Below are 25196 nucleotides of genomic sequence, written 5' to 3'. Positions count from 1 at the left end.
TAAGATGTCGAAGATTGGGCATAATTTTCCTGTTTTTTGAATCACCCTGACAGGACTAGCAATGCGCACCCTACATTGTTACATCTATTAGCTATTATAAAAAAAATTAACAAGCCAATCTTTTACGCTGCGGGTTGCACGGCAATCGTCTTCATTGTAACGTTGAATAACTTCTAACAAAGCGCGATCGCCTGTTTGTAACCACTGGTCATACCAGTAAATACACTTAGCACCACTTGCTTCTGAGTCTCGCCATTCAAAGCCCAACCAGCGAGCAATGGTTTTCAAAGCGTAGCTCTCTACTGGTAAAGCTACGTTTTGCGTTAAGATCTCATAAACATCCACAAATCGGTTCAGTACGGGGAGTACAGAGCTATATGGAGTTTGGTAAAGTTTAGCTAACCGTTGAACTGTATCAGATTCATAAACACAAAAGTGATAAATAGGTGCATCTGGATACTGTCCAACCAAATCTAAAAATTGCTCCCAAATTAATCTTTCATCTTCTTGCTTTTCTGCAAGTAAGGAGTAAAACGTTTCCGTATTAGCTTGTCTATCAACAATCAAAACTCCCAATAAATAATCTAAATGTAAATCGGGTTGTGCCTCAATATCAAAAAATATTTCCACAGGGGCTGTAGACAAAATCTCTTGCAAAGGATAAGTTGCGTTAAGATTATTCAAGTCGCTTCGTTCTGTTTCTTCAAGATAAACAGAACCACTTGAAGTATAGAAATTTACATCTTTGTCTTTGACTGATGATAAGTAAGGTAAAAAAATGGGTCGGTTTTCAACTATAGATTGAGCTTGTAAAATAAGTTTGGGAGCCACTGCACGGTCAAAACCAGGTAAGTGTTCTAATTGTGTTGGATGAGTTTCAGCTAGAGACTCTACAGTTGTTATATCTAGTGCTTTTAATTGTTTATAGCGAACAGGTGTCACTCCCGGCAGTAAAGAAAGATGTTTTTGATTTTGGGCTACAGCATAACAGTTACTGTACCAAGGGCAAAGACTGCACTTCTGACGAGAGATAAATACCTCTGGTGGTTCGTCTTGTTCTAGTGTTTGAATAAACTCCCCCATAACCGCATGCATTTGCGGTTCCCATCTTGAAATATCTACAGGATAACTCGCTTCTTTCCCACGCAAGATAAGCCAAGCTGTTTTCAACTCTACTTGCTGTACTGTCGCTAATACGTAAGCGTGAAATGCTGCTGTAATTTGATATTCCTGTTTGGGACGTTTACCCAGTTCAATATTTACCGGAACGTATATCCAATCTCCAAAGCGAGACATTCCTGCTTGTTTAAGAAGAATATCGGGACGACTGACGAGAGTGTACCCCAGGGAGTTATTGGCAATCAGCACTCCTTGAGAAACGCACTCTACACCTTGCTGCATCAACTCTAATGTTGCAGTTTCACCTGTCTCCCAATCTCCAAAGCGGTAGTCCGGGCGTTGATAATTAAACTGTGCCAAAACACTCCGCTTGTGAGCAATTTTGTCTTGTTGCAGTTTCAGCAGTAAGTCATTCGCTGGGTCGCGCTGACTTTTGTCAGCACGACGGTCTAAAAAAGGTCGGCGCTTGCAACGTTGATATTGCAGCAGTGATTCAGCATTAATTAGCATTTCCCTAGCCTAACAAGAATGAGCGCGTTATGGCAGTGATACAGGTAACTATTAAAGTTAGAAGTATGAAAGACTGGTATTTTATCCTTCATCCTTTATCCTACATACTTTACTAATGAGTACACTGCATCACCATCGAGAGCAAATCCCTGCTTTAGCAAACAAATTTTATTTTAACTATGGCGGTCAAGGACCAATGCCTCAATCTGCTATGAATGCTATGACTGAGGCTCAAGCTTACATTCAGCAAGTCGGTCCTTTCGGTACTAAAGTCAATTGCTGGATAGAGGAAGAAATAGAAGCTACTAGAGTTGCGATCGCATCTGAGTTAAATGCACCACCGGAGACTATAACTTTGACAGAAGATGTGACTGTGGGTTGCAATATTGCTATGTGGGGTATTGAATGGCACTCTGGCGACCACCTGCTGTTATCTGATTGCGAACACCCTGGTATTATAGCGATCGCACGGGAAATTTGTCGTAGAGAAGCGGTTGAAGTTACTGTTTGTCCTGTTATGGCAACTTTAAATGGGGGCGATCCCGTAGACGCGATCGTTCAGCATTTACGCCCAACAACTCGCCTTGTAATACTCAGTCATGTTCTTTGGAATACCGGTCAAATCTTGCCTATTGACAAAATAGCAAAAGTATGCAATGAGAACAACACCAGGCTTATGATAGATGCAGCTCAATCTGTTGGCTTACTGCCTTTAAATTTAACAGAATTGGGAGCTGATTTTTACGCCTTTACAGGTCACAAGTGGTTGTGCGGACCGGGTGGAGTGGGAGGTTTGTATATAAAGCCGGAAACAAGAGAAAATCACCATCCCACATTTATTGGTTGGCGTGGAATCATTTCTAATAGTCAAGCCAAATCAGTGAACTGGTATCCAGATGGGCGACGCTACGAAGTGGCAACATCAAATTATCCGTTATATACGGGGTTAAGAGAGGCAATTTCTTTTCATCAACAATGGGGAACAGCAACAGAAAGGTTTCAGCAAATCTGTCATAAGAGTCAGTATCTTTGGCAACGTCTACAAGCGCTACCAGAAATAGAATGTTTGCGTACTTCTCCACCAAAAAGTGGTTTAGTCTCCTTTCAACTGACTCATCACACGCCTCAAACCAGTCAGAAACTTGTGGAGTTCCTAGAATCTCTTGGATACCTAACCCGAAGAATAGCCGATCCCGAATGCGTGCGTGCTTGTGTGCATTATTTTACATTAGAATCAGAAATCGATGGGCTAGTAGAAGCAATTCAAAGATGGAAAGACCCACTTTATACGTAGCAATCACCAATCACGGCTTTGGCCATGCAACCCGCACTGCATCCGTAGCCGCCACCATTCAGAAGTTATACTCGGAAGTTCTGCTGATTATGGTGACAACGGCTCCACGGTGGTTGTTAGATTGCTATATTGAAGGCGACTTTATCCAGCGTCCCCGTGCGTTAGATTTAGGTGTAGTGCAGGCGGATAGTTTGCAGATGGATAAAGTCGCTACTTTGGAAAAATTACTGGAGATCAAAAAAAACAAAAATTCCATCATTGCTTCTGAAGTGAATTTTATCCGCCAAAATCGCGTTCAGCTAGTCTTGGCAGATGTTCCCTTCCTTGCAAGTGAAATCGCCAAAGCCGCAGGTATACCTTGCTGGACAGTCAGTAACTTTGGATGGGATTTTGTTTATAGAGATTGGGGTGGAAGCTTTACAGAAATTGCTGATTGGATAAGTGATTGTTACTCAAAATGCGATCGCTTGTATCGTCTTCCATTCAATGAACCAATGAGTGCCTTTAGAAACATCATAGATACAGGATTAACAGGCGGTTCTCCCCGTTATACCCCAGAAGAAGTGCGTTCTACCTGGGGAATTACAGCCCCAACAGAAAAAACTATCCTACTCACCTTCGGCGGATTGGGTTTGCAACAAATTCCCTATGACAATCTGCAACAGTTCCCCGATTGGCAATTTATTATCTTTGATAAATTAGCTCCCCAATTGCCTAACATAATTCCAGTCAGTGACCGAAAGTACCGTCCCGTGGATTTTATGCCTGTTTGCGGGCGAGTTGTTTCCAAACCGGGCTTCAGTACTTTTGCGGAAGCAACCAAATTGGGATTGCCTATTGTTTCAGTCACCCGTGATGATTTTGCAGAGGCTGCTTTTCTAATCGATGGTATTGCTAACTACAACCATCATCAGATTCTGACTCCATCAAAATTTTTCCAAGGAACTTGGGATTTTCTCAACCAACCACCTCACCCACCAAAGCAATCTCAACCCATTGCCAAGGATGGGAATGAAGTTATAGCCAATGCTGTGATTGATTATTTCTAGGGAGTAGGGAGTAGGGAGTAGGGAGTGGGGGGGGAGTGAGGGAGGGAGTGGGGGGTGTAGAGGCAATCGCTGATGCTTATTACCCAATCCAAAATCCAAAATCCAAAATCCAAAATCCAAAATCTAATGGAACCACAACATCTATCAACCTTGACTTTGAGCTTAGCCTCTCAAGATGTGCGTCGAGTTTTGGATAAGCAGAAGGAAGAACGGCAAATTTTGCTAACAATGCAGCCTGAAGAATATCAATTACAGATGATAGTTAACTTGGTAGAGACATATAATGCTAACAAGCAGCCATTGAATGACATCTCTCTATCTTTGTTCTATGCTGCTGGTGTTACTTGGGGACTTGCCTTAGTTGCTTTGCTACACGTAGTAGCTGTTTATTTTATACCCAATCTACAACAAAATTTATGAGTTCATCTCAACAATTTAATGATAAGGAGTCTAAGGTTAGAGGCTTGCGTTTGCCAAAACCCGATCCAGCAAATATCACAGTCTTAACCCCCAACTTACCAAATAAGCCTATCCTTCCGTGGACTCACTTTAACTCTCCATGGCTAGATAGCGAAGTCGAACCAGTGACCAGTGACCAGTGACCAGTGACCAGTGACCAGTGACCAGTGACCAGCGATCAGTGACTAATAACAATGCCACATTACCAAAAGCTACTTAGAGTATCTACTACTGGTAAATCTTTACACAACATCACGTCTAAAATTGAAGCTATAGTTGCCGAATCAGGCGTTGAAACAGGTCTATGTACCTTGTTTTTACGCCACACCTCAGCCAGTTTGCTTATTCAAGAAAACGCAGATCCTGATGTACTTAAGGATTTAGAAAACTTTATGGCAAAACTTGCGCCAGAATCTGCTCGTTACATCCATGATACTGAAGGTCCCGATGATATGCCAGCACACATCCGCACAGCCATAACTCACACTTCAGAAAATATACCTATAAATAATGGTCATTTGGTCTTGGGTACTTGGCAAGGAATTTATGTATGGGAACACAGACAAAGAAGTCATGTCAGAGAGTTGGTTGTTCATGTTTTTGGGTAGATAGTGGTTAGTAGATAGTGGTTAGTAGATCGTAGATAGTAGTATTGTTGAACAACAACTAACAACTAACAACTAACAACTAACAACTAATGAAAATTACAGACTTAATAGCTTGGTTTGAAGAATGGGCAAATCCAGCTTGGCAGGAAAATTGGGATAATTGCGGTTGGCAAGTTGAGCCTGGGGTGTTGCAGGAAAGCGCACGAGTTCTAGTGTGTTTAACACCTACTTTGGCGGTAATGCAAGAAGCACTCGCTTTACGCAATGCGGGTATCCCTGTGAATCTGATTTTTGCTCACCATCCTTTGATTTTTACTCCACCTAAGTCCCTACGCACTGGCGATGCTGTCAGTGAAATGGTGCGATTAGCATTTACTCATAATGTTGGTATTTATAGCGCCCATACCAACTTTGATCAGGTCGAGGATGGAACGGCTGATGTTTTGGCTCAAATTTTAGACCTTCAGCACGTCTCTCCTGTCGTCACAACTCAATCAAGTCTGGGATATGGACGCGTGGGAAATCTTATCCCATCTCTTACTTTAAAGAATTTACTGACAACAATCCAATCTAAACTAGCACCACCTCATCTGATTTTCTCGCCTACAGAAGATTTAGAGCAGGTGATTTCAAGAGTTGCGGTTTTAGGTGGTTCGGGTGCTAGTTTTATTTCGGCGGTTCTTAAAACAGGTGCTCAAGCTTACTTAACTTCTGATTGTAAGTTTCACCAGTTCCAAGAAAGTCGCGATCGCAATCTCATTTTAATTGATGCCGGACATTACGCAACAGAACGCCCTGCATGCGATCGCTTGGTACAAAAGTTACAAGCTTTAAACATAGAGTGGGTGCAGTTGAGTCATAAAGATGAGGATTTTCGCTTATTTCTTTGATAAATGTCGTAAAAATATGTGTTCCGTTTTTAACAAACTTTAACTGCGGTTTACAATATCTTGAAAAAAATGATTTGTTTTTACGTTAATATCTATAACAACTTAAGTACTTGCGATCGCAGGCTTTTAGATAAAAATAGACCCAGTTATTTAATTCATGTAAATAACACACTAATAAGAAAATACTTTATTCTTATTTAAAGAGAATTATCTTATATTTCTTGGTATTCTAATTTATCAGAAGTAAAAAATGCTCAATTCTAGTTGTGTTGGGGGCTTACTGAGGCAATTCTACTAGAACTCGGACAACGAGGAGCAATATTTGAGCTTCTAGATCGCCAGTACAGTCATAACAAATAACCCAGCAGAATTGGAAAATAAGTTTTTTGCCTCCACGCTGACTAATGTACTGGCGCTCTGGTAATGTAAAAACAGATTTTATCAGTAAAAACTTTAAATGGTGTAGTATAAATAAATAATTAAAAAATCAGAAATATTACAGTGTATAGCTGTAGGGTTGTGTATGCTTTGCTTATGATGATTGAAATAAAATGAGGTATAATGAGAATTAGCCTGAATATCAACTTAGTGTGATTTTAATCACAAAAAAACTCCATAAAAAATCACAAAGATAGGCAGATCTGCATCAAATCGCAAGAAACTAAAATAAGCCACAGTGGAGGGAAGAATTCACCAACACCTACTCCAATCACATGATCCGCACACTCGTTGAATCTGCTTTCCAAACCGGATGCCTTAGTGTTGAATCTGAAGGTCTTCTTTACCAGGTGCTAACAACAAGAAGTTATCAATCAAAAGATTTGATAGCCCTATCAGATTTATATGATGCAGTTCGCGTTGGTCGGATTAAACGAGAATCGTCCTCGCATAAAGCTATGCCTTTAGAGTTTCTCGTGTACAATGCAATCAGCTAATTATTGCTGGGGAGACGAGTGGGTGATGAATTGTTGAGAATAGGAAACATAATTTAGATTGGGTAGCAAGTAAAAAAAAAGAACTATTCAAGGTGTTGTTTGGTGAAAAGGCGTGAAGGTTACAAGAGAATAAGCTAAGATCAACTATATAGGGGTAAAAGTAAAGCAAAGTCCCTAGAGTTCCTAAGGATGCCAATGATTACAAGTAGGCAACTAAAGCAACCGCAATTACCTTTTGTTGTGGAGTATCTTTTATTACATAATGGTAAACAGGGCTCCCCTGAGTCTTTTAACCAAATTGGGGTAAATCCGGAATTATGTGACTTCTATGAAGTAAACATTTTTTGAATCACCCCGACTAGGATTGAGTTTAGCTGGTACAGTAACAGCAAACTTTATGACCCATAAAGCCCACATAGCTAAAAAACTACAAATCAGTCTTTGGCTTGGGTCAGGAAAGACACTTCAAATTGGGAACGTTGTACGAACCTAAAAAAGGTGTCACAAACTCGGGAAAACCCAAATGTTGACAGATTTAACTAGATTTAAAAAGGCAGAAGCAATAGATGCTACACCGCAAGATTTATCAGCTTTGTTGTGATGGGCGGGAGGTATGCGTGTTCTTGCGGGACCAGCAACGCTGGATTGAACGCGCCCGTATCATCGATATTGAGGGAGATTTAGTCACCCTCCGTTACGAAACAGAAGAAGAAGATGAGGTCTGCTCTTGGGAAGAAATGGTTCGCCTTGAAAGCATTGGTGCTGTTACTCAAAAGCTAGCATCAGTCCCCCGTGGGAATGTCGAACCTCTTCTAACAGAAGACTGTCCAGAAGCAGAACGCATCCGCAATCGCTTTACTGATTCAAATCCAGATTAGTTAGTGGTTAGTGGTTAGTGGTTGGCGGTTAGTAGTCCACAACTAACAACTAACAACTAACAACTAACAACTAACAACTAACAACTAACAACTAACAACTAACAACTAACCATCATTATTTCGCTCAAAGGCGGGGCAATAACCTTCAAGAGTTACCTTGAAGTTGTATAACGGGGACGAGGGATTCCAACACCTCTGTCCCCTTTGATGTCGGCAGGTACCACAGCAATCAACATCAGACCATGTAGGCCGATCGCTATTCTGATTGAGGAGTTCTCTTTGTGTTAGCCCTCGCAACACAAGTTCTTCTCCTTGCCAACGGGCTTCAATTAAACCTGTGTCGGCAAATTGTCGCCAACGGGGATCGGCGGCGATCGCATCGGGAAGGGTTATTGTAACAACAGATGCTAGTTCGGTCAGTTCGCCTTCATAATTAGTTTCTGGAGGTGCTGGCTGTAAAAAAGTTTCGCCAATTGGTAACTCTACCAAAATCCCCGGATTTGGCGAATGGAGATGGTAGCGGTTTTGCAACTCTTCTAAACTGGTTAAATCGGCTAGGTATGCCGAGGAACCGTGGACAAAAACAACGTGTTGCGGTCGCAAATTGTGAATGAGTTGGGTAGTACCCGGACCATCACTGTGTTGAGCCAGTAGGTAAGTTTCTATATTGGTGAGTTCCGAGAATCGGTTATCAATTTTTATATTGGTTTTTTCTGGGAAGAGAGTTAACCAAGGACCTGTTCCAGGAAAGCAGTACTCTTGTAAATCGGCATCAGCGTCTGTCAGGATAATACAAGGAGAATGACCAATATGGGAACGCTGTTCTGACTGCAAGCGACGCACGCGAGGACGTATTCGTTCATCCCAAAACAGTGGTTGATGGCGAGCAAAGTTTTGGACTGAGGCGGGAAAATGAGGTAGAAGTTCCAGGTAAGCGTCACACCCAAGAGCAACAGTTCCATCAACCCAAATATCTAAATCCCGTCCGGTAAAATGATGATGGCTGCGTAATAGCATGAGTAATTCTTGACCCAATCCCAAAGTTGAGGTCGGTATAATCACTGAGGTTCGCTCTGCGATCGCTCGATTGATTCTTTCGGCTAGCTGGTTCTCTTGGCTGCGCCGGTGAGGGTGGCGGGAAGTTCCATAACTCCCTTCAACAATCAGGACATCCAACTCTAAACCCCGCAATTCCTCCAAACGCAAACCTTCGACTAATCGAGAGTTAGATAGGAAAAAATCTCCCGTATACAAAAGTTTGTAAGAACGCTGTGCAGTCGTGTATGTAAGAAGAATTGCTACAGCCCCAGGAAGATGACCTGCGGGGAACAACTCTGCTACCAAACCATCTTTAAATTCCACAGGTGAACGTAGGGGTAATGCCTGACAAAAAGCAGGAATATCCTCAGTATCTTGGTCTAGCCAACTCAGGGGTAGTAATTTACTGGTGACTTCGCTGGCGTATATCGGTAAAAGTGGAAATGCTTTATGAAGTGCCAACAACCCCCTAGTATGGTCTGGATGGGCGTGACTGATGAGAACTAAATCTGCTGGTAGAGGCGTGCTACCCCGACGTGCTGGTTTTTTCAACGATTTTGCTAGGGGAGAGATATCCGTCAAGCCACAATCAAGCAGAATGCGGTGTGGTCCCATTCGCACCAACAAGCAAACGCCTTCATTATCATGGTGGACGCCATATGGCAAACATTCCAACTCACTCGCTGTACCCCTTGTGTCAGATCCAGAGGATGGTGATAGGCGATCGCTCATTTTTGCCTCCCCTCTAATTTCGTGTTTTTAGCCAATCGCCAAAAGCCAATATTTGTAGGGGAAGACACTTAGGTGCTTTATAGACAGAAACTGTGGAAGGTAAACCCATCCACAGAGAGTCACTTGCAAGCTCAGTTAGACATGCCCATCCCATTGAAATGGCTTTTACTCGCCTATAGAGTCTATACCAAACTTGCCCTAGGTTCAAAAAAAATCGGTAATGAAACTTAATCAAATTTTAAGCTTAAGACGGTTAGCGATGGTCTTAATGCGATGGAAAAATTAATGAGCAGAGCCGTTGCCATGATAGTTATCTGAGTCATAAAATCCATTCTTCGTACCAAAGATCAAGCACGAAATTGTGAAAACAACTGTTAAAGCGGCTAAAATCAGCTTGACATCCATGTGTTTGTTACCCTCTACTCTAAAGACTTTCTGATTTTAATAGTAGCGATTCCCGCTCTTGGGGAAATCACCTGAATGTCTTTACTATGCTGGGGAAAATTCAGCAATGAGTAAATCTACTCCAAATACTAGTATTGTAGGTTCTTTGGGCGATACTGTCTACTAGCTTGAAAATAGGGAGTGGGGAGTGGGGAGTGGGGAGTAGGGGGGAGGGAACTGGAAATTCATACCCCACCCTAACCCTCCCCTTAGAAAGGGAATATTGCGGACAAGGCGATCGCATTTTCGTCAGCTTTGCGAATTATTACTTATAATCACTAAAATGTGTGATTAAAATAATACGTGAGTTTTCTCCATGGCACAATCTGCTGACATCAGCACCAAGAAACTAATAAGCCTTGCATCTGATAATTGGGTCAAATGGGTGACTCAACTTCCCAACCTTGAAGTCAAAGAGATTATTAACTCAGAATTTCAATGGATTAGTCGGGAAAATGATGTCTTAATCCGCGTTCAAAGTCCTGAGTATGGAGAATTTCTCGTTCTCAATGAGTTACAATTGCGCTACAAAACAAATCTGCCCAAACGAATACGGGCTTATGCGGCGTTAGCGGAAGAAAAATACGATCTTCCGACATATCCGGTACTCATCAACATTCTCAAAGAAGGTAATGTGAAAATTCCCACAAGCTTTCAATCCAACTTTGCAGGTTTACAAGCGCGACAAGATTATCAGGTGATAAATCTGTGGGAAGTGGATGTGGAAATTGTATTTCAACAATCTTTGGTATCTTTACTTCCCTTTGTACCAATACTCAAAGGTGGTGCAGAACGAGCCACCATACAAAAAGCTTTGCAAATTCTGCGTACTGATGAACGGTTAAGTCAGTTAGAAACGGTTTTAGCGTTTTTTGCTAGTTTTGTATTAGACAGTGCATTAGTTCAACAAATCATGAGGTGGGACATGGCAGTTTTGAGAGAGTCTCCATGGTATCAGGAAATATTAAAAGAGGGGGAAGCACGTGGGGAAGCACGTGGGGAAGTACGCGGCGAGGAACGCGGACGGCGAGAGGAGAGATTATCAAGTATTGAAATGCTTCTAGAAATGAAATTTGGTACACAAGCATTACAAATGATGCCAGAAATTTCTCAAATTACCAATTTAGAGCAGTTAAAGACCATTCAGCAAGCTATTAAAACTGTGAATAGTCCAGATGATTTGCGTCAGTTATTCTGAGTTTTTACAAAAATTGGGAGCCATTTATATGGTGTGAGTTGTTCCATCACCAATATGACTCAGATAAGCGGACATTAGAACCCCGGTTTCTTAAAAAAACTGGGGTTCTGACACCTGAACGATCTATTTATACGAATCAAACATTCTCGTAATTTCCCATTGAGTCTGGTCTACCAATCCCCAATTCTTGAAGCTTGGTTTTGACATCTTTCCACTTCAATCCGCAGTAATAGTATTTTTTATCCAAAATATTTGCTAGGTAATAACCTTGTTTACCACCATTAATGCGTCGCAGTTCGGTGGCGATTTTTTCCATAGAAGTATCGAAAAGGGCAAACAAGTCCTCCATATCAAGATCGGGTGCATTGAAAAGATTGATGAAAGGTGTACCTTCTTTAAATGCCCAAATCTTTCCACGTCTTTCAATAATTCGATAATATACTGGTCGGATAATTGTGTCTGATTTGAACATATTGAGCTATCCTAAAATTATTATTCCTGTTTATTAACCGCAAAGACGCAAAGAGCACAAAGAAATGAGAGAAGAGAAAATTTTACAAATGATTTAGGATTATAGTACAAAGGCTCTTGCAAACATCAGGTAATGATTAAGTCAGTTAGAAACGGTTTTAGCGTTTTTTGCTAGTTTTGTATTAGACAGTGCTTTAGTTCAACAAATCATGAGGTAGAACATGGCAGTTTTGAGAGAGTCTTCATGGTATCAGGAAATATTAAAAGAGGGGGAAGCACGCGGACGGCGAGAGGAGAGGTTATTAAGCATTGAAATGCTTCTAGAAATGAAATTTGGTACACAAGCATTACAAATGATGCCAGAAATTTCTCAAATTACCAATTTAGAGCAGTTGAAGACCATTCAGCAAGCTATTAAAACTGTGAATAGTCCAGATGATTTGCGTCAGTTATTCTGAGTTTTTAGAAAAATTGAGAGCCATTTATATGGTGTGAGTTGTTCCACCTCCAAGACAACTCGGATGGACATTAGAACCCCGGTTTCTTTAAGAAACCGGGGTTCTGACACCTCAGCGATCGCCATGAAGAATTCGTCACCAAAATAAATGAAAACCCCTCTTCCCCTACTCCCCACTCCCTACTCCCCACTCCCCATTCTCAGATTTTTGGCAATTAGGTTGCAGAATGTGTAGAATCTCTTGAGATAATCGTGGTAATTTCTACTATAATGTAGAACAATTTAGATTGTGACTATGCTAGCTGGACGCTATGAAATCACTTGCCAATTGGGCGGAGGCGGCTTTGCCATTACCTATTTGGCAAGAGACCATTTGCAACCCAGTAAGCCTTTGTGTGTTGTTAAACAACTGCGTCCCAACCATACCCACCCCCGTGTCGTAGAGTTTTTTGAAAAAGAAGCCGCAATTCTCGAAAGACTGGGTAAACACCCGCAAATTCCCCAACTCTTAGCACACTTTTGTGAGAACCAAAATCTTTATATCGTTCAAGAATTTATTGAAGGACAAGATTTAAGTCAAGAAATCGTACTTGGTAAGCGACTGAGTGAAGGTTATGTCACCAAGTTATTGCAGGACGTTTTAGAAGTTTTGTCGTTTGTGCATCAGCAAGGAGTCATTCACCGCGATATCAAACCTCAAAATCTCATGCGACGCCATCAAGATGGTAAGATTTTCCTAATTGATTTTGGGGCTGTTAAGGAAATTGGCAGCTTGATGGTGAATGCTCAAGGTGAAATCACTTCCAGCTTTGTCATTGGTACAGCTGGCTATATGCCAAATGAGCAGAAGAATGGCAAACCTTGTCTGGGTAGTGATGTTTATGCTTTGGGAATGACTGCGATTCAAGCCCTAACGGGTATTTTGCCTTCGAGTTTAGAAGAACACCCCGGTACGGGTGAAGTCATTTGGGTACAAGAAGCACAGGTGAGTAACTATCTTACCAGTGTTTTAACGAAAATGGTGCGGCGTCACTACAAGTACCGCTACTTGTCTGCGGTAGAAGCACTGCAAGAATTGATATCACCGCCACAATCACTGTCTGGATCGTCACAATCAACTCAATGGTCACGGCGTAAAGTTATTCAAACCGTCGGATTTGTAGGTGTTGGTTTGACAGCCGCAGTTGTGGGTCAAAGAAGCACAAACACAGGGAATTTAACTCTCAAAAGCTTTCCATTTGAAGTAGTGACAGTGGATGCAAAAGGAAAGATTACCAAGCGCCGCCCTGGTAAGGCGAATTTCTTTGCTGAAGACTTGGGTAACGGTATTAGCCTGGAAATGGTAGAAATTCCGAGTGGCAAGTTTTTGATGGGTTCACCGACAACAGAACTGGGGCGAGCATCGGATGAAGGACCACAGCACACAGTTACCATTCAAAGTTTTTTTATCGGTAAGTATGCTGTTACACAACAACAGTGGGAAACTGTGATGGGGAACAATCCATCTTATTTTAAAGGGGCGAGGCGACCTGTTGAGCAAGTCTCTTGGAATGATGCTGTAGAGTTTTGTAAACGACTTTCACAAAAAATAGGTAAGACTTATAGCTTACCAACAGAAGCACAATGGGAGTATGCTTGTCGAGCAGGAACGACGACCCCCTTTCATTTTGGCGAGACGATTACAACAAATTTGGCTAATTACGATGGTAATTACACTTATGCGAATGCAGTGAAGGGAGAATATCGAGAGCAAACAACGGATGTCGGAAAATTTTTGCCAAATGGATTTGGTTTATACGATATGCATGGTAATATATGGGAGTGGTGTCAAGATGCGTGGCATGATAGTTATAAAAATGCGCCCGTAGATGGCACTGCTTGGATGGGAGATAATGAGAATCAAACAAGATTGCTGCGTGGCGGCTCGTGGATCAAGGATCCGAGGAATTGCCGTTCGGCGTATCGCGGCAGGTTCTCGCGTGACTTCCGCTCCCACATACTTTGGTGTGCGCGTGGCTGTCCCGGTGCCGAGGACTTTATAATTCTTTACACTTTACTCTTTTACTCTTTTCACTTTTATCTGTTTTCGCGCTGTGCGCGATCAAATTTTTTTGGCTTTTTTGGGGATGGATAGATAATACCATTTAAATCATATACAAAACGGCTCATTTAATCAAGAGGTTTAGACCTATTTTTCAGTCTTTTTTTCAATTCACATCTTGCACTATTCTCAACCATCTCAAAAAAACCTGACAATAAAAGCAGAGCATAACGAAAAGTTTAACTATGCATTTGAAAAAGCACAGGAATTTCTCAATCTTCCTCCGTAGATTACAGAGGAGCCAAATTTTTCGAGATGTGGGTTGTCTAACATGAGGAAAATAGCACTGCTAATTGGAGTGAGTGAATATGAGCCGGGATTGAATCCGTTACCTGCGGCGGTTAAAGATGTTGAAGCAATGCAAAGAGTGTTGGCAAATCCGGAAATGGGTGGTTTTACGGAGATTGCAATGCTCAAAAATCCTCAACGCCAAGAAATGGAGGATGCTATCTACGAGCTATTTTCTCACGGTCAAAAAGAGGACTTGTTGCTATTTTATTTCTCCGGTCATGGAATTACAGATGAAAGCGGAAGATTGTATTTATCAACCCGTGTAACTCGCAAACAGAATGGAAAATTGGTGACACCATCCGCAGTAGCAGCAACTTTTATACATGAAAGCATAAATGGGAGTAGATCTCAACGACAGGTGATTGTATTAGACTGCTGTTTTAGTGGTGCGATCGCCAAAGGTTTGACTGTGAAAGATGATGGCACAGTTGATATCCGAACACAACTCGGTGGTAAGGGGCGGGCTATCCTCACATCTTCCAGTTCTACCCAGCTTTCCTTTGAGCAGGAAGGATCGGAACTTTCGATTTACACCCGTTACTTAGTAGAAGGGATTGAAAAGGGTGTAGCTGATAAAGACGGAGATGGTTGGATTTCTGTAGATGAACTCCACGAATATGCGAGCAGCAAGGTGCAAGAAGCATCCCCTGCTATGACTCCTAATTTCTTTCCTGTTGAGGAAGGCTACAGAATTTTACTAGCAAAGTCGCCAAAAGACGATCCCAAGCTGAAGTATCGCAAGGAAGTGGAAAGTCGAGCACAGCAAGGACAGGGTAAGTTTTCTGTCTTTGTTCGGAGGATGTTAGACTCGAAGCGGGATGAGTGGGGGTTATCTCTAGAAGAGGGAACAGCTATTGAAGAGGAAGTACTCCAACCGTATCGAGAGTACGAACGCAAGTGCAATGAATATGAGCAAGCGTTGGTTGAAGCAATTAAACAAGAATACCCGTTTAGACCAAGAGTACAAGAAGATTTAAAAGAATATCAGCAATATTTGGGGTTGCGCGATGAAGATATTGCTTCAATAGAACAACGAGTGCTAAGTTCTAACAAAGCAGAATATGAGCGCGATCGCCAACAAAAAGAAAAGTTGTTGCAGCCAGAACAACAAATAAAATCACAAGAGCAAGACAAAGGACAAGGAGCAACAGTTTCTCAGCCAAAATCCTCTGCAACTCAAACTCAGCAGTTTGAGTTCAAGTTTGCCACTATTACAGTGCGATCGGGATTTTTGGGGATAGGAAAGAAAACTTGCGATATTAACCACACTTCTCATCGAGCAGAGTTCTTTACAGAAGACTTGGGGAATGGTGTGTTGCTGGAGATGGTAGCAATTCCTGGAGGTCAGTTTTTGATGGGTTCACCTGAAAGTGAACTAGGACGTTATGATTGGGAAAGTCCACAGCACACTGTGACCATTCAACCCTTCAATATGGGGAAGTACCCCATCACCCAAGCTCAATGGCAAGCTGTCGCTGCTTTTCCTAAAATAGAGATAGATTTAAATCCCAATCCCTCTCACTTCAAAGGAGCAAACAAACCTGTGGAGCAGGTATCCTGGGATGATGCTGTTGAGTTCTGCGCTCGGTTATCTCAAAAGACTGAAAAGAATTATCGTTTGCCCAGTGAATCAGAATGGGAGTATGCTTGTCGAGCAGGAACGACGACCCCCTTTCATTGTGGCGAAACGATTACAACAGATTTGGCTAATTACAATGGTAATTTCACTTACGCAAATGGAGTGAAGGGGGAATATCGAGAGCAAACAACCGATGTCGGCAAATTTTTGCCAAATGGGTTTGGTTTATACGATATGCATGGTAACGTCTTAGAATGGTGTCAAGATGCGTGGCATGATAACTATGAGAACGCACCTGTAGACGGCACTGTTTGGACGAAAGATCCTGGTAATCAAGCAAGACTACCACGTGGCGGCTCGTGGAACGGTGCTTCGTGGAATTGTCGCTCGGCGTATCGCTATCGCCACTCGCGTGACTACCGGGATATGAGCGTGGGTTTCCGCGTGGTCAGCAGATGGTAGAGAACATTCTCAACCATCTCAAAAAAACCAGGTTTCTAAATGTAAAATCAAGAGTTACAAGTTATACGAGTTGCAAGCAACCCAGTTTTTGCCAAAAACCGATTTTCTTTTTTTAGAGTCCAATTGAAGCTGGATGCACTGGAGCGATCTCAGTAGAATAGCGGGTAAAGTCCTTTGTGTTGAAAGTTAGGATGTGAGTTAGTCTATTTACTAACATAACAGCGACCAGCCTTGCATCATGCACATTTACACCTATGACCCCATACTCTATAATCAGTCGTCTCCACTCTGGGTAAATTTCAGGTACATCTGGTAGTACTGGGAAAAGCTCTTCTAAACGTTGCAGTTCTATCTCAGCTTCAGCTATGCTTAACCCTAAGCCATTTTTTTCAGCAGGGCGTGTTGCACTCCGCCAAAACTCTATGAGGTTTTGGGATGTAGTAAAAAGTTCTTGTCCTGTTGAGCGCAGTATTGCGATCGCATTCACAGTGTCCCTATACATAGGATGATGTGGCTCTACACTGAGTAGTAGCAAATTGGTATCTACAAGGTAAGACACTAAATCTCTTCATCCTCCTCGTATATTCCTGCTCGACTCAAAGCATAATCTGATAATAAGGGAGTATTTCGCTTGTGGCTATCTGCCCATTCACGAAATGCTTTAACCCACTCTTCAGGCGTGGCGGTTTCATAGAATGGACGCTCTTTCGACTTTACCAACTGAGCGAGCATTGTATTGAGGTGGGGCTTAATTGCTTCAGGAGAAAGACTTGTTACCTTTGCTAAAACCTGAATAACAGTTTCTAGATCCTCTTTGTGCGACTCCTGTAATGTATCAAGTGTTTGAGCAGAGTGGCTCTTCTCATTAGTAGACATATTTGTCATCAATAATTATTTAAACTTTGTCACCTAGTTAAGATGCAGAATCTATAGGGTTAAGAGATTATTTATTATAGTACAAAAACTTTCCAAAAATGCTAATTAGAGTGAGTGAATATGAGCCAGGAAAGATGATACAGTTGATATCCGAACGCAAATAGGCGGTAAAGAGCAAGACGAGGACAACGTTAAGATTTTTTCTCCTGATATTAACGATAATAACCTGTATAATCATTACTAAAGATGCTTGACAATACTTAAATCACTCCCATGACAACACCATCCACTGTAGAGGTCACGATTTCCCTGTTCGATCCAGATTTAGATGAGCAAGAGTTACAAGAAAAAGTGCAAAATTTGCTACCACAGATCCGAGAAGTGGATGGAGTCGAAGAAGCAAGTCTAGTAGAAGTACAAGCAGCGCCAGAGTATGCGAAGGGTGATGGCTTTGTTGTAGGGACAGTAAAAGCAGTAATTGTTGCAGGTAGTAAGGCTTTGTTTGATTTTCTGAAAGAACGCTTGAGTGGTAAACCGATAGAACTGACGGTGAAAGCGCCAGATGGTAGAGAACTGAGAATTAAAGCAGAGAATGAAGAAAAGTTTACCTTTGCATTTGAAAAAGCACAGGAATTTCTCAATACTCCTCGGTAGATTAGATAGGAGCCAAATTTTTTCAGATGTAGGTTGTCTAGCATGAGGAAAATAGCACTGCTAATTGGAGTGAGTGAATATGAGCCGGGATTGAATCCTCTACCTGCGGCGGTTAAAGATGTTGACGCAATGCAAAGAGTTTTGGCAAATCCAGAAATGGGTGGTTTTGCTGAGGCGGATATCACTGTGCTCAAAAATCCTCAACGCCAAGAAATGGAGGAAGCCATCTACGAGCTATTTTCTCACGGTCAAAAAGATGACTTGTTGCTGTTTTATTTTTCTGGTCATGGAATTACAGATGACAGCGGGAAATTGTACTTGTCAACCCGTAGGACACGCAAACAGAATGGCTCTTTGGTAATACCATCAGCAGTAGCAGCAGGTTATCTGCATGACAGGATGAATAGGAGTCGGTCTCAAAGTCAAGTGATTATCTTAGACTGCTGCTTTAGCGGTGCGATCGCTCAAGGTTTGACTGTGAAAGACGATGGGACTGTCAATATCCAACAGCAGCTAGGTGGTAAAGGTAGAGCAATTCTGACATCTTCGAGTTCTACGCAGTATTCCTTTGAGCAGGAAGGTTCAGAACTTTCAATTTATACGCGTTACTTAGTAGAAGGGATTGAAAAGGGTGCAGCAGATCGAGACAGTGATGGGTGGATTTCCGTTGATGAGTTACACGCGTATGCGAGTAGCAAAGTGCAAGAAGCGGCTCCAGCAATGACACCCAAGTTCTTTCCTGTTGAGGAAGGCTACAAAATTCTGCTTGCAAAGTCGCCAAAGGATGACCCAAAAGTCAAGTATCGTAAAGCAGTGGAACTTCGTATCAATCGCGGTCAATTTTCTATTCCAGCCCGTCGCTTGCTCAATTCACTGCGTCTTCAATGGAATATTACTACTGAGGTTGCAACCGCAATAGAAGCTGAAGTTCAACAACCTTACCAAGAATATCAGCGTAAGTTAAAAGAGTACGAGACTACTCTACTAGAGGCAATTCGAGCGGAGGAAACCCTGAGTGAAACAACACTGAACGACTTGAGAGATTATCAACAACATCTAAACTTAACTGATGAAGATGTTGCACTGATTGAAGAACAAATTCTCAGTCAGCAAAAAGCGACTCAAGTCGTTCAACCAGCACCTACTAAAGGAAATCAATTCCAGCAGTTTGAGTTTGAAGTGGTGAGAGTTAATTCCCAAGGTCAAATTAGCGATCGCACTTCTCATCGAGCCGAGTTCTTCACAGAGGACTTGGGGAATGGTGTGTTGCTGGAGATGGTGTCAATTCCTGGAGGTCAGTTTTTGATGGGTTCGCCTGAAAGTGAACTAGAACGTTCAGAAGATGAAAGCCCACAGCATACCGTAACTATTCAACCCTTCTGTATGGGGAAGTATCCCATCACCCAAGCTCAGTGGCAAGCTGTCGCTAATTTTCCTAAAGTGAAGATAGATATGAACCACCCCACCGCATGGCGGATGGGGTTTCTAATTTACTGACCCGGTTCAGTGAGTCCTATAGTCGTACAACAAGACAAGCCTGCTGCCGTACCTTTACGTGATGGGAATTTTTTACCGAGGATTAAGCCTTTAAAAAAAGGGGGAATGCCCAAGCCCCTTGATTTATTGAGGGGTAGTGCAGGATATCCATTAATGGCATTCCCCCTTTTTTTCTTGCCCTGTGCGTGACCTATCCAAATATTGATTGTCTTGAGAATTTGACACACCCGAAAAGTAATTTTTGATGTATCAATTTTGGCCTTTCTCAAAATATTGGAAGCCCCATTGGCATCCGCGTTGATAATTGTGTTATTTCCTGTTTTGTATTCCCCGCGTTTTGTTCTTCTTCCAGAAGGCTTAAGATTCTTCTGTTCTTCGGTTTCTTGACCGTAAACGGGTAATTCATCACCGTCAAAAAATGACATTTTTGAGGTGTATGATTCTTCTACAACTACAAATTCTATACCAGATCTCTCACAGAGATACTTGAGTGTATCACGTAATGCGGTGAATGGAACCTGTACAAAATTTTGATTATTGACACGTCCGTTATCTATTTCATTCTTAATTCCTTGGTTCCAACCAAATACAATTTTACTTATTCCTGATTCTAAACATTTATTGATTATTGTCCGTGCAGATTTCTTGATAAAATCGCGGACTTGGTTATTCCTAGACTGCGTTGCCCTAGCTAAACTACCACTCCAGAAATTCTCATCCTTACCCTTTTTTAGCTTAGATACAGTCTTGTTATAAAACTGATTTATTGCCTTTAATGGTCGCCCATTTATGAGAAATCCTTCTTCACCTGTGTTCGGAATACAGGTAACAAAGTTGTTCAATCCGATGTCAATTCCTAAAACACTTGACTTATTTAATGTGGCAACAATTTCATTTTTCTTTCTGCATACCCAATGTAGATAAATCTCTCTATGCTTTGATGTAATCACTAGCTCAACGAGGTTAGAGGGGTCAATGTCATCGGGAACTCTGAATCTCAATCTCTCATTTAAACTTGTTCCCATGACATCTTCTTTGTGCTGCTTCTTGAACATAATGCCAGTAGAAACAGTAGCAAATATAATGCCATGCTCTTGTGATATATTGACTGATTGACTGGGATATGTCACTTCAAACATACCACCTTTTTGACGATAACCTGGTAATAATGGTTTCTTTGTCCCCTCTCTAAAATGTTTGTCTAAAAGCTGTTTGAATGATTTGAAATTCTCAGTTACCTTGTGACACACGGATTGTGCTGCTTGAGAATGCAGCATTTTGTAATGATAGTTTTCTTTGAAGTCAGTTTGTAAATCAATAGTTAGAGATTGAAAATTCAGAATTTTGTGTACAAAAAATCCTTGCCTCAGATTGAAGGTTAAAGTATTGTATAAACTGTTTGCGTGTGACAATATGTCTGATATTACAGCATACCCAAGATTGGACAATTTCAGATGCTGCACAACAGTTGAAATGTGAGTATTTTTATTCTTTTCTTTATCCTGCTCTTTTTGTTCCTTACTTTTGAATGACATATTTGAACCACCACCTTGCCGTTTTGTCGTTACCCTTTTATTCTGACATTCATGTAGACGTTGTGTAGATAGCTATGACCGGAGACCAAGCTCTGAAAAAAGGGGAATGCCCAAGCCCCTAGATTAATCGAGGGGTAGTGCAGGATATCCCGTAATGGCATTCCCCTTTTTTCTTTCGCAAAATTCGTGACCAAAAAAGGATTGAACTTACGGATATCTGAGCGGAGGCTGAATAAGCTAAGGTTATATGCCGCAAGCAAGGAGAAAACTATGACTCAATTGGTTGAAAATTGGATTGATAGATTGCCGAGCTTAGAGGTTGACAACCACTCGGACACCCATAAAGGGTGTACCTCGTAGTTGTCGCGCTATCCATCCCCACCGCATGGCGGATGGGGAATTCCGCGAATATGTTAAATCCCGATCCTTCTTACTTTAAAGGAGCCAAAAGACCTGTTGAATGTGTATCTTGGGATGATGCTGTTGAGTTTTGCGCCCGGTTATCTCAGAAGACTGGAAAACCCTATCGTTTACCTAGTGAATCAGAATGGGAGTATGCTTGTCGAGCGGGAACGACCACTCCTTTTTATTTTGGCGAGACGATTTCGACAGATTTGGCTAATTACGATGGAAATTCCACTTACGCAAATGGAGTGAAGGGAGAATATCGAGAGCAAACAACGGATGTCGGAAAATTTTTGCCAAATGTGTTTGGTTTATACGATATGCATGGTAATATATGGGAGTGGTGTCAAGATGCGTGGCATGATAGTTATAAAAATGCGCCCGTAGATGGCACTGCTTGGATGGAAGATAATGAGAATCAAATAAAATTGCTGCGTGGCGGCTCGGAAATCTACGTTCCGTGGTATTGCCGTTCGGCGTATCGCTACAGGGACTCGCGTGCCTTCCGCAGCCACAACTTTGGTGTGCGCGTGGCTGTCCCGGTGCCGAGGGCTTTATAATTCTTTACACTTTACCCTTTTACTCTTTTCTCTCTTCCCGGTTTTCGCGCAGAGCGCGATCAAATTTTTTTTGACTTCTTTTGGAATGGATAGATAATACCATTTAAATCATATACAAAACGGCTCATTTAATCAAGAGGTTTAGGTCTATTTTTCAATCTTTTTTTCGATTCACATCTTATCCTATTCTCAACAGACTCAAAAAGCCGGGTTTCTGAACAAAAAATCAAGAGTTACAGGTTATACGAGGGGAAAGAAACCCGGTTTTTGAAGGAAGTGTCAGAGCAAACCAACAAAAAAATAGAGTTTTGGCACCGAGTGTGCTACATTTAAGTATGGGGTAGGAATTCCAATTGCTGCGTGGCGGCTCGTGGATCAACGATCCGAGGAATTGCCGTTCGGCGTATCGCAACAGGAACTCGCGTGACAACCGCAACCACAACTTTGGTGTGCGCGTGGCTGTCCCGGTGCCGAGTACTCTTCTACATTGGAACTGATAGGTGGGAATTTATCAGGTGTATTTTGAAGAGTCCAAACCTGCTCCAGTGAAGTTGGTAACGGCTTCCAAATATAAAGCTAAGCCGGATATCTTGGTAGGCTGTAAAGTCGAAGAGTTGTTCGGCTTACAATATTTTAAAACTAAACATGGTCTCACTTTTGCTGCGTAACCCAAATCAACAAGCCAAACTTCTCCCCGTGAAGGAGCATTGACTAGATAGCCAATTTCTTGATTGTACCTAACATAGTTGCTTAAATCTAATATATAAGATATATTAGGGATGGTTAAGTAAAGGTTGCTTATGGATGAGTACATCACCCCAGGGGAAGCAGCCCGAATACTCGGAGTTCATCCCCAATCCCTCAGAAGATGGGAAAAAGAAGAAAAGATTACCGCGTACCGCACACCAGGAAATCAACGAAGATTTAAGCAATCAGAAATTGAAGAATTCGCCGGAAAGCGCAAACCTCTCATTACAGTCTGTTATGCAAGAGTTAGTACATCGTCACAACGAGACGACCTTGAACGACAACTTGCGTTCTTGGGCGAACGATTCCCGGAGGCTGAACTTGTTTCAGAAGTTGGAAGCGGACTCAATTTTAAGAGGAAAAAGCTGCGATCCGTTCTGGAGCGAGTTCTGCGGGGAAATATTCAAAAACTTGTCGTTGCCCACCCAGACAGACTGTGTAGATTTGGGTTTGAATTGGTTAAGTGGTTATGCGAAACAAATAGATGTGAACTCTTGGTTCTCGATAACCGCCAACTCAGTCCTGAACAGGAGCTGGTTTCAGATATGCTGTCCATCATCCACTGTTTCAGTTCACGGCTTTACGGACTTAGAAAATACAGAAAAGAAATTGGACAAGACTTACGGCAAGAATCCCTACAAGAAGAGTCAAAACACACCGCCGAACAGTCTTGTCAAGATTCCGATATTTCCCTGTAAAAAATTGCACGCTATTTGGAAACAATGGTTAGCTGCGTATAGATGGGTGTATAACCAATGCATTCAATTATTTAATGCTGGGACTGTATTGCCTAAAGGTACTAGCCTGGATCAATATATACAATTCCTGCAAAAGCGTCCAGAATATGAATGGACACAGTGTTTAGGTAAAACTAGGCAAGAATCTGTGTGTGAAGCTGAAAGTGCAAAACGGCAAGCTTTAAAGGCGTGGAAAGCTAAACCAAAGACTGAACGCGGTAAATTTGAAATGCGATTTCGTTCTTGTCGGGATAAGTCCCAAGTCATTCAATTTAAGAATGATGCTTACAAGAATGGTACATGGTTTCCTAGTAAAGCAAAAGGATTGCTGTTTTGTTCTGCAATTGGGTACGAAGTGCCACAAAGTTGTGTCTATGGAACAGAGTTAGTTTATCAGAGAGGTCAATGGTTTGCGTGCTTTCCAGAGGTGCGAGAAGTAGTAGCGACCAGAAGCGATAAAGTGATTGCTCTTGACCCTGGTAATCGCTGTTTTTTGACTGGGTATGACGGGGAAAACATCTTAGAGATTGGCAAGGGAGATATCGGGCGCATCACTAGATTGTGCCTGCACCTTGACAGTTTAATCAGTCAAAAAGGCTCTTGCAAAGGTAAACAAAACAAACGTAAAAGATATAAGCTATCTCTAGCTATAGAACGTTTGAGAGAAAGAATTCGTAACCTAGTGAATGATTTACACCACAAAGCGTCCAGCCTGCTAACCAGTACGTATAAACTCATATTTCTCCCCACCTATGAAACCAGTCAAATGGTTTTGAAAACTGCCCGAAAGATTAATAGGAAGTCAGTCAGAAATATGCTATCTTGGGCGACCAGGCGATTTGCCAAGCACTTAGAGCAGGCTGCTAAAAGAAACGGTGTGATCGTGGTTAGGATTAACGAATCATATACCTCAAAAACCTGCCCACACTGTGGAGAAATTCACCGTAAACTAGGTGGCAACAAAGTATTTTCATGCCCTAAATGTAAGTTTACGGCTCCCAGGGATTGGGTAGGCGCAGTTAACATTATGTTGGCTGCTTTGCAGGCTACCGCCTTCCAGGTTAAGGGAACACAACTGTCTATTGAGTCCTTAACCCAGGATGTTGTAGTTTCATAATCTCGTGAGAGATGTGAGGCTTAAAGGTAGCACTACTCATAAGCAGATTCCTGCTTATCTAGCTCTAAAAAAAGTTCTTCAGCATTCCAGGCTAAGTCTTCATCTGAACAAAGGCGGAAAATCTAAATGAGTCACTCGTTTCAAAATCTCTGAAACAATCTCTAGCCTTTCTCGTTCACTTAAGCTATCAAAAGTACTTAACAACTCTTGTACTGAAGCAGTCATAACTCCTTTCCTCAACTACTTTTTAGTCTTAACACATATCACTTTTACTCTTCTTAGCCTGTAACTGCTGAAGAATTGCTGCTTGAATTTTAGCATCAAATTCAGGATCGTCGGAAGTCGTAATAATTTTACGCGATCGCTTACTAAGTCTATCTAAATATATATCCATGGCTACTCTATCTTCACAATGACTCATAAAATATTGTCGCAACTCTGTATCAGACATAGCTTCATAGTTAACATGACTCATCAAAACACATCCCCGTTTAGTGCAATTTGGAATTCCAGCGTAAATATCTTTAAAGCAATTATCTGCGTCCATCAGCGT

23 protein-coding genes and 2 pseudogenes are annotated in these 25196 nt (G+C 41.8%); 17 read left to right on the top strand and 8 right to left on the bottom strand.

The window, feature by feature from the left end; genetic code table 11:
• Window positions 1-87: 87 nt before the first annotated feature.
• Window positions 88-1629, bottom strand: a complete 1542-nt coding sequence (locus WA1_RS46230) for a TM0106 family RecB-like putative nuclease (RefSeq protein WP_017744867.1) — start codon at window positions 1627-1629, stop codon at window positions 88-90.
• Between the two features lie 115 nt (window positions 1630-1744).
• On the opposite strand from WA1_RS46230, the gene WA1_RS46225 reads away from it, so the two are divergent.
• The 8 genes from WA1_RS46225 (at window position 1745) to WA1_RS46190 (ending at window position 7742) form a co-directional block, all read left to right on the top strand.
• The gene (locus WA1_RS46225; RefSeq protein WP_017744866.1) at window positions 1745-2923 is read left to right on the top strand and encodes an aminotransferase class V-fold PLP-dependent enzyme; all 1179 of its coding nucleotides are present in this window, start codon (window positions 1745-1747) and stop codon (window positions 2921-2923) included.
• Window positions 2899-3972 (top strand): glycosyltransferase family protein, encoded by a 1074-nt coding sequence (locus WA1_RS46220; RefSeq protein WP_017744865.1) that lies wholly within the window; start codon window positions 2899-2901, stop codon window positions 3970-3972. Before WA1_RS46225 ends, WA1_RS46220 begins: the two co-directional genes overlap by 25 nt.
• 126 nt (window positions 3973-4098) lie before the next feature.
• Window positions 4099-4392 carry a hypothetical protein gene (locus WA1_RS46215; protein WP_026134819.1) on the top strand — a complete coding sequence of 98 codons (294 nt, stop codon included), beginning with the start codon at window positions 4099-4101 and terminating at the stop codon, window positions 4390-4392.
• Window positions 4389-4574 (top strand): hypothetical protein, encoded by a 186-nt coding sequence (locus WA1_RS57805; protein WP_017744863.1) that lies wholly within the window; start codon window positions 4389-4391, stop codon window positions 4572-4574. Before WA1_RS46215 ends, WA1_RS57805 begins: the two co-directional genes overlap by 4 nt.
• Window positions 4575-4625: 51 nt before the next feature.
• Entirely contained in the window at window positions 4626-5039 is a 414-nt protein-coding gene (locus WA1_RS46205; protein WP_017744862.1) for a secondary thiamine-phosphate synthase enzyme YjbQ, read from the top strand.
• An 89-nt stretch (window positions 5040-5128) separates the two neighbouring features.
• Entirely contained in the window at window positions 5129-5929 is an 801-nt protein-coding gene (locus WA1_RS46200; RefSeq protein WP_017744861.1) for a Nif3-like dinuclear metal center hexameric protein, read from the top strand.
• Between the two features lie 713 nt (window positions 5930-6642).
• The gene (locus WA1_RS46195; RefSeq protein WP_017744860.1) at window positions 6643-6864 is read left to right on the top strand and encodes a hypothetical protein; all 222 of its coding nucleotides are present in this window, start codon (window positions 6643-6645) and stop codon (window positions 6862-6864) included.
• Between the two features lie 566 nt (window positions 6865-7430).
• Complete coding sequence (locus WA1_RS46190; protein ID WP_017744858.1) at window positions 7431-7742, top strand: DUF6679 family protein; 312 nt, start codon at window positions 7431-7433, stop codon at window positions 7740-7742.
• Window positions 7743-7847: 105 nt separating this feature from the next.
• On the opposite strand, the gene WA1_RS46185 is transcribed toward WA1_RS46190, so the two are convergent.
• Window positions 7848-9512, bottom strand: coding sequence for an MBL fold metallo-hydrolase (locus WA1_RS46185; RefSeq protein WP_017744857.1), 1665 nt, complete (start codon window positions 9510-9512; stop codon window positions 7848-7850).
• Window positions 9513-10272: 760 nt separating this feature from the next.
• On the opposite strand from WA1_RS46185, the gene WA1_RS46180 reads away from it, so the two are divergent.
• Window positions 10273-11154 carry an RpnC/YadD family protein gene (locus WA1_RS46180; RefSeq protein WP_017744856.1) on the top strand — a complete coding sequence of 294 codons (882 nt, stop codon included), beginning with the start codon at window positions 10273-10275 and terminating at the stop codon, window positions 11152-11154.
• Window positions 11155-11290: 136 nt separating this feature from the next.
• Here the strand turns inward: WA1_RS46180 and WA1_RS46175 are convergent, their stop codons facing one another.
• Window positions 11291-11626 carry a hypothetical protein gene (locus WA1_RS46175; protein ID WP_017744855.1) on the bottom strand — a complete coding sequence of 112 codons (336 nt, stop codon included), beginning with the start codon at window positions 11624-11626 and terminating at the stop codon, window positions 11291-11293.
• A 136-nt stretch (window positions 11627-11762) separates the two neighbouring features.
• Between WA1_RS46175 and WA1_RS46170 the strand changes: the two are divergent.
• The 3 genes and pseudogenes from WA1_RS46170 to WA1_RS46155 all read left to right on the top strand — a co-directional run.
• Window positions 11763-12083, top strand: a pseudogene (locus tag WA1_RS46170) (transposase); the annotation flags it as partial.
• A gap of 294 nt (window positions 12084-12377) precedes the next feature.
• The gene (locus tag WA1_RS46160; RefSeq protein WP_017744852.1) at window positions 12378-14216 is read left to right on the top strand and encodes a bifunctional serine/threonine-protein kinase/formylglycine-generating enzyme family protein; all 1839 of its coding nucleotides are present in this window, start codon (window positions 12378-12380) and stop codon (window positions 14214-14216) included.
• 238 nt (window positions 14217-14454) lie between these two features.
• Window positions 14455-16515, top strand: coding sequence for a caspase, EACC1-associated type (locus WA1_RS46155; protein WP_017744851.1), 2061 nt, complete (start codon window positions 14455-14457; stop codon window positions 16513-16515).
• 112 nt (window positions 16516-16627) lie between these two features.
• Here WA1_RS46155 and WA1_RS46150 read toward each other — a convergent pair whose 3' ends face one another.
• Both WA1_RS46150 and WA1_RS46145 read right to left on the bottom strand, forming a co-directional pair.
• Window positions 16628-17074: a type II toxin-antitoxin system VapC family toxin gene (locus WA1_RS46150; protein ID WP_017744850.1), complete on the bottom strand. Its 447-nt coding sequence runs from the start codon at window positions 17072-17074 to the stop codon at window positions 16628-16630.
• A complete protein-coding gene (locus WA1_RS46145; protein ID WP_017744849.1) occupies window positions 17074-17391 on the bottom strand; it encodes a hypothetical protein in 318 nt (105 codons plus the stop codon). The genes WA1_RS46150 and WA1_RS46145 overlap by 1 nt, the downstream gene beginning before the upstream one ends.
• A gap of 273 nt (window positions 17392-17664) precedes the next feature.
• Between WA1_RS46145 and WA1_RS46140 the strand changes: the two genes are divergently transcribed.
• On the top strand, window positions 17665-18045 hold the full coding sequence (locus tag WA1_RS46140; RefSeq protein WP_017744848.1) for a hypothetical protein: 381 nt from the start codon (window positions 17665-17667) through the stop codon (window positions 18043-18045).
• 42 nt (window positions 18046-18087) lie between these two features.
• Window positions 18088-19542, top strand: a complete 1455-nt coding sequence (locus WA1_RS46135; protein ID WP_066613303.1) for a caspase, EACC1-associated type — start codon at window positions 18088-18090, stop codon at window positions 19540-19542.
• Here the strand turns inward: WA1_RS46135 and WA1_RS46130 are convergent.
• Entirely contained in the window at window positions 19536-21077 is a 1542-nt protein-coding gene (locus WA1_RS46130; RefSeq protein ID WP_017750194.1) for an RNA-guided endonuclease InsQ/TnpB family protein, read from the bottom strand. The genes WA1_RS46135 and WA1_RS46130 overlap by 7 nt on opposite strands.
• A gap of 413 nt (window positions 21078-21490) precedes the next feature.
• On the opposite strand from WA1_RS46130, the pseudogene WA1_RS46125 reads away from it, so the two are divergent.
• The 3 genes and pseudogenes from WA1_RS46125 to WA1_RS46115 all read left to right on the top strand — a co-directional run.
• Window positions 21491-22042 (top strand): annotated as a pseudogene (locus tag WA1_RS46125) (formylglycine-generating enzyme family protein); the annotation flags it as partial.
• Window positions 22043-22842: 800 nt separating this feature from the next.
• Entirely contained in the window at window positions 22843-23487 is a 645-nt protein-coding gene (locus WA1_RS46120) for an IS607 family transposase (RefSeq protein ID WP_017750196.1), read from the top strand.
• Between the two features lie 4 nt (window positions 23488-23491).
• Window positions 23492-24643, top strand: a complete 1152-nt coding sequence (locus WA1_RS46115; protein ID WP_272819113.1) for an RNA-guided endonuclease InsQ/TnpB family protein — start codon at window positions 23492-23494, stop codon at window positions 24641-24643.
• Between the two features lie 99 nt (window positions 24644-24742).
• On the opposite strand, the gene WA1_RS46110 is transcribed toward WA1_RS46115, so the two are convergent.
• Both WA1_RS46110 and WA1_RS46105 read right to left on the bottom strand, forming a co-directional pair.
• Window positions 24743-24868 carry a hypothetical protein gene (locus WA1_RS46110; RefSeq protein ID WP_017744309.1) on the bottom strand — a complete coding sequence of 42 codons (126 nt, stop codon included), beginning with the start codon at window positions 24866-24868 and terminating at the stop codon, window positions 24743-24745.
• Window positions 24869-24896: 28 nt separating this feature from the next.
• The gene (locus tag WA1_RS46105) at window positions 24897-25190 is read right to left on the bottom strand and encodes a DUF6887 family protein (RefSeq protein ID WP_017744308.1); all 294 of its coding nucleotides are present in this window, start codon (window positions 25188-25190) and stop codon (window positions 24897-24899) included.
• Window positions 25191-25196: the final 6 nt, after the last annotated feature.

Origin of the sequence: Scytonema hofmannii PCC 7110, assembly GCF_000346485.2 — a bacterium.
Classification (GTDB): domain Bacteria; phylum Cyanobacteriota; class Cyanobacteriia; order Cyanobacteriales; family Nostocaceae; genus Scytonema; species Scytonema hofmannii.
This window is presented reverse-complemented; position numbering and strand designations above follow the sequence as displayed.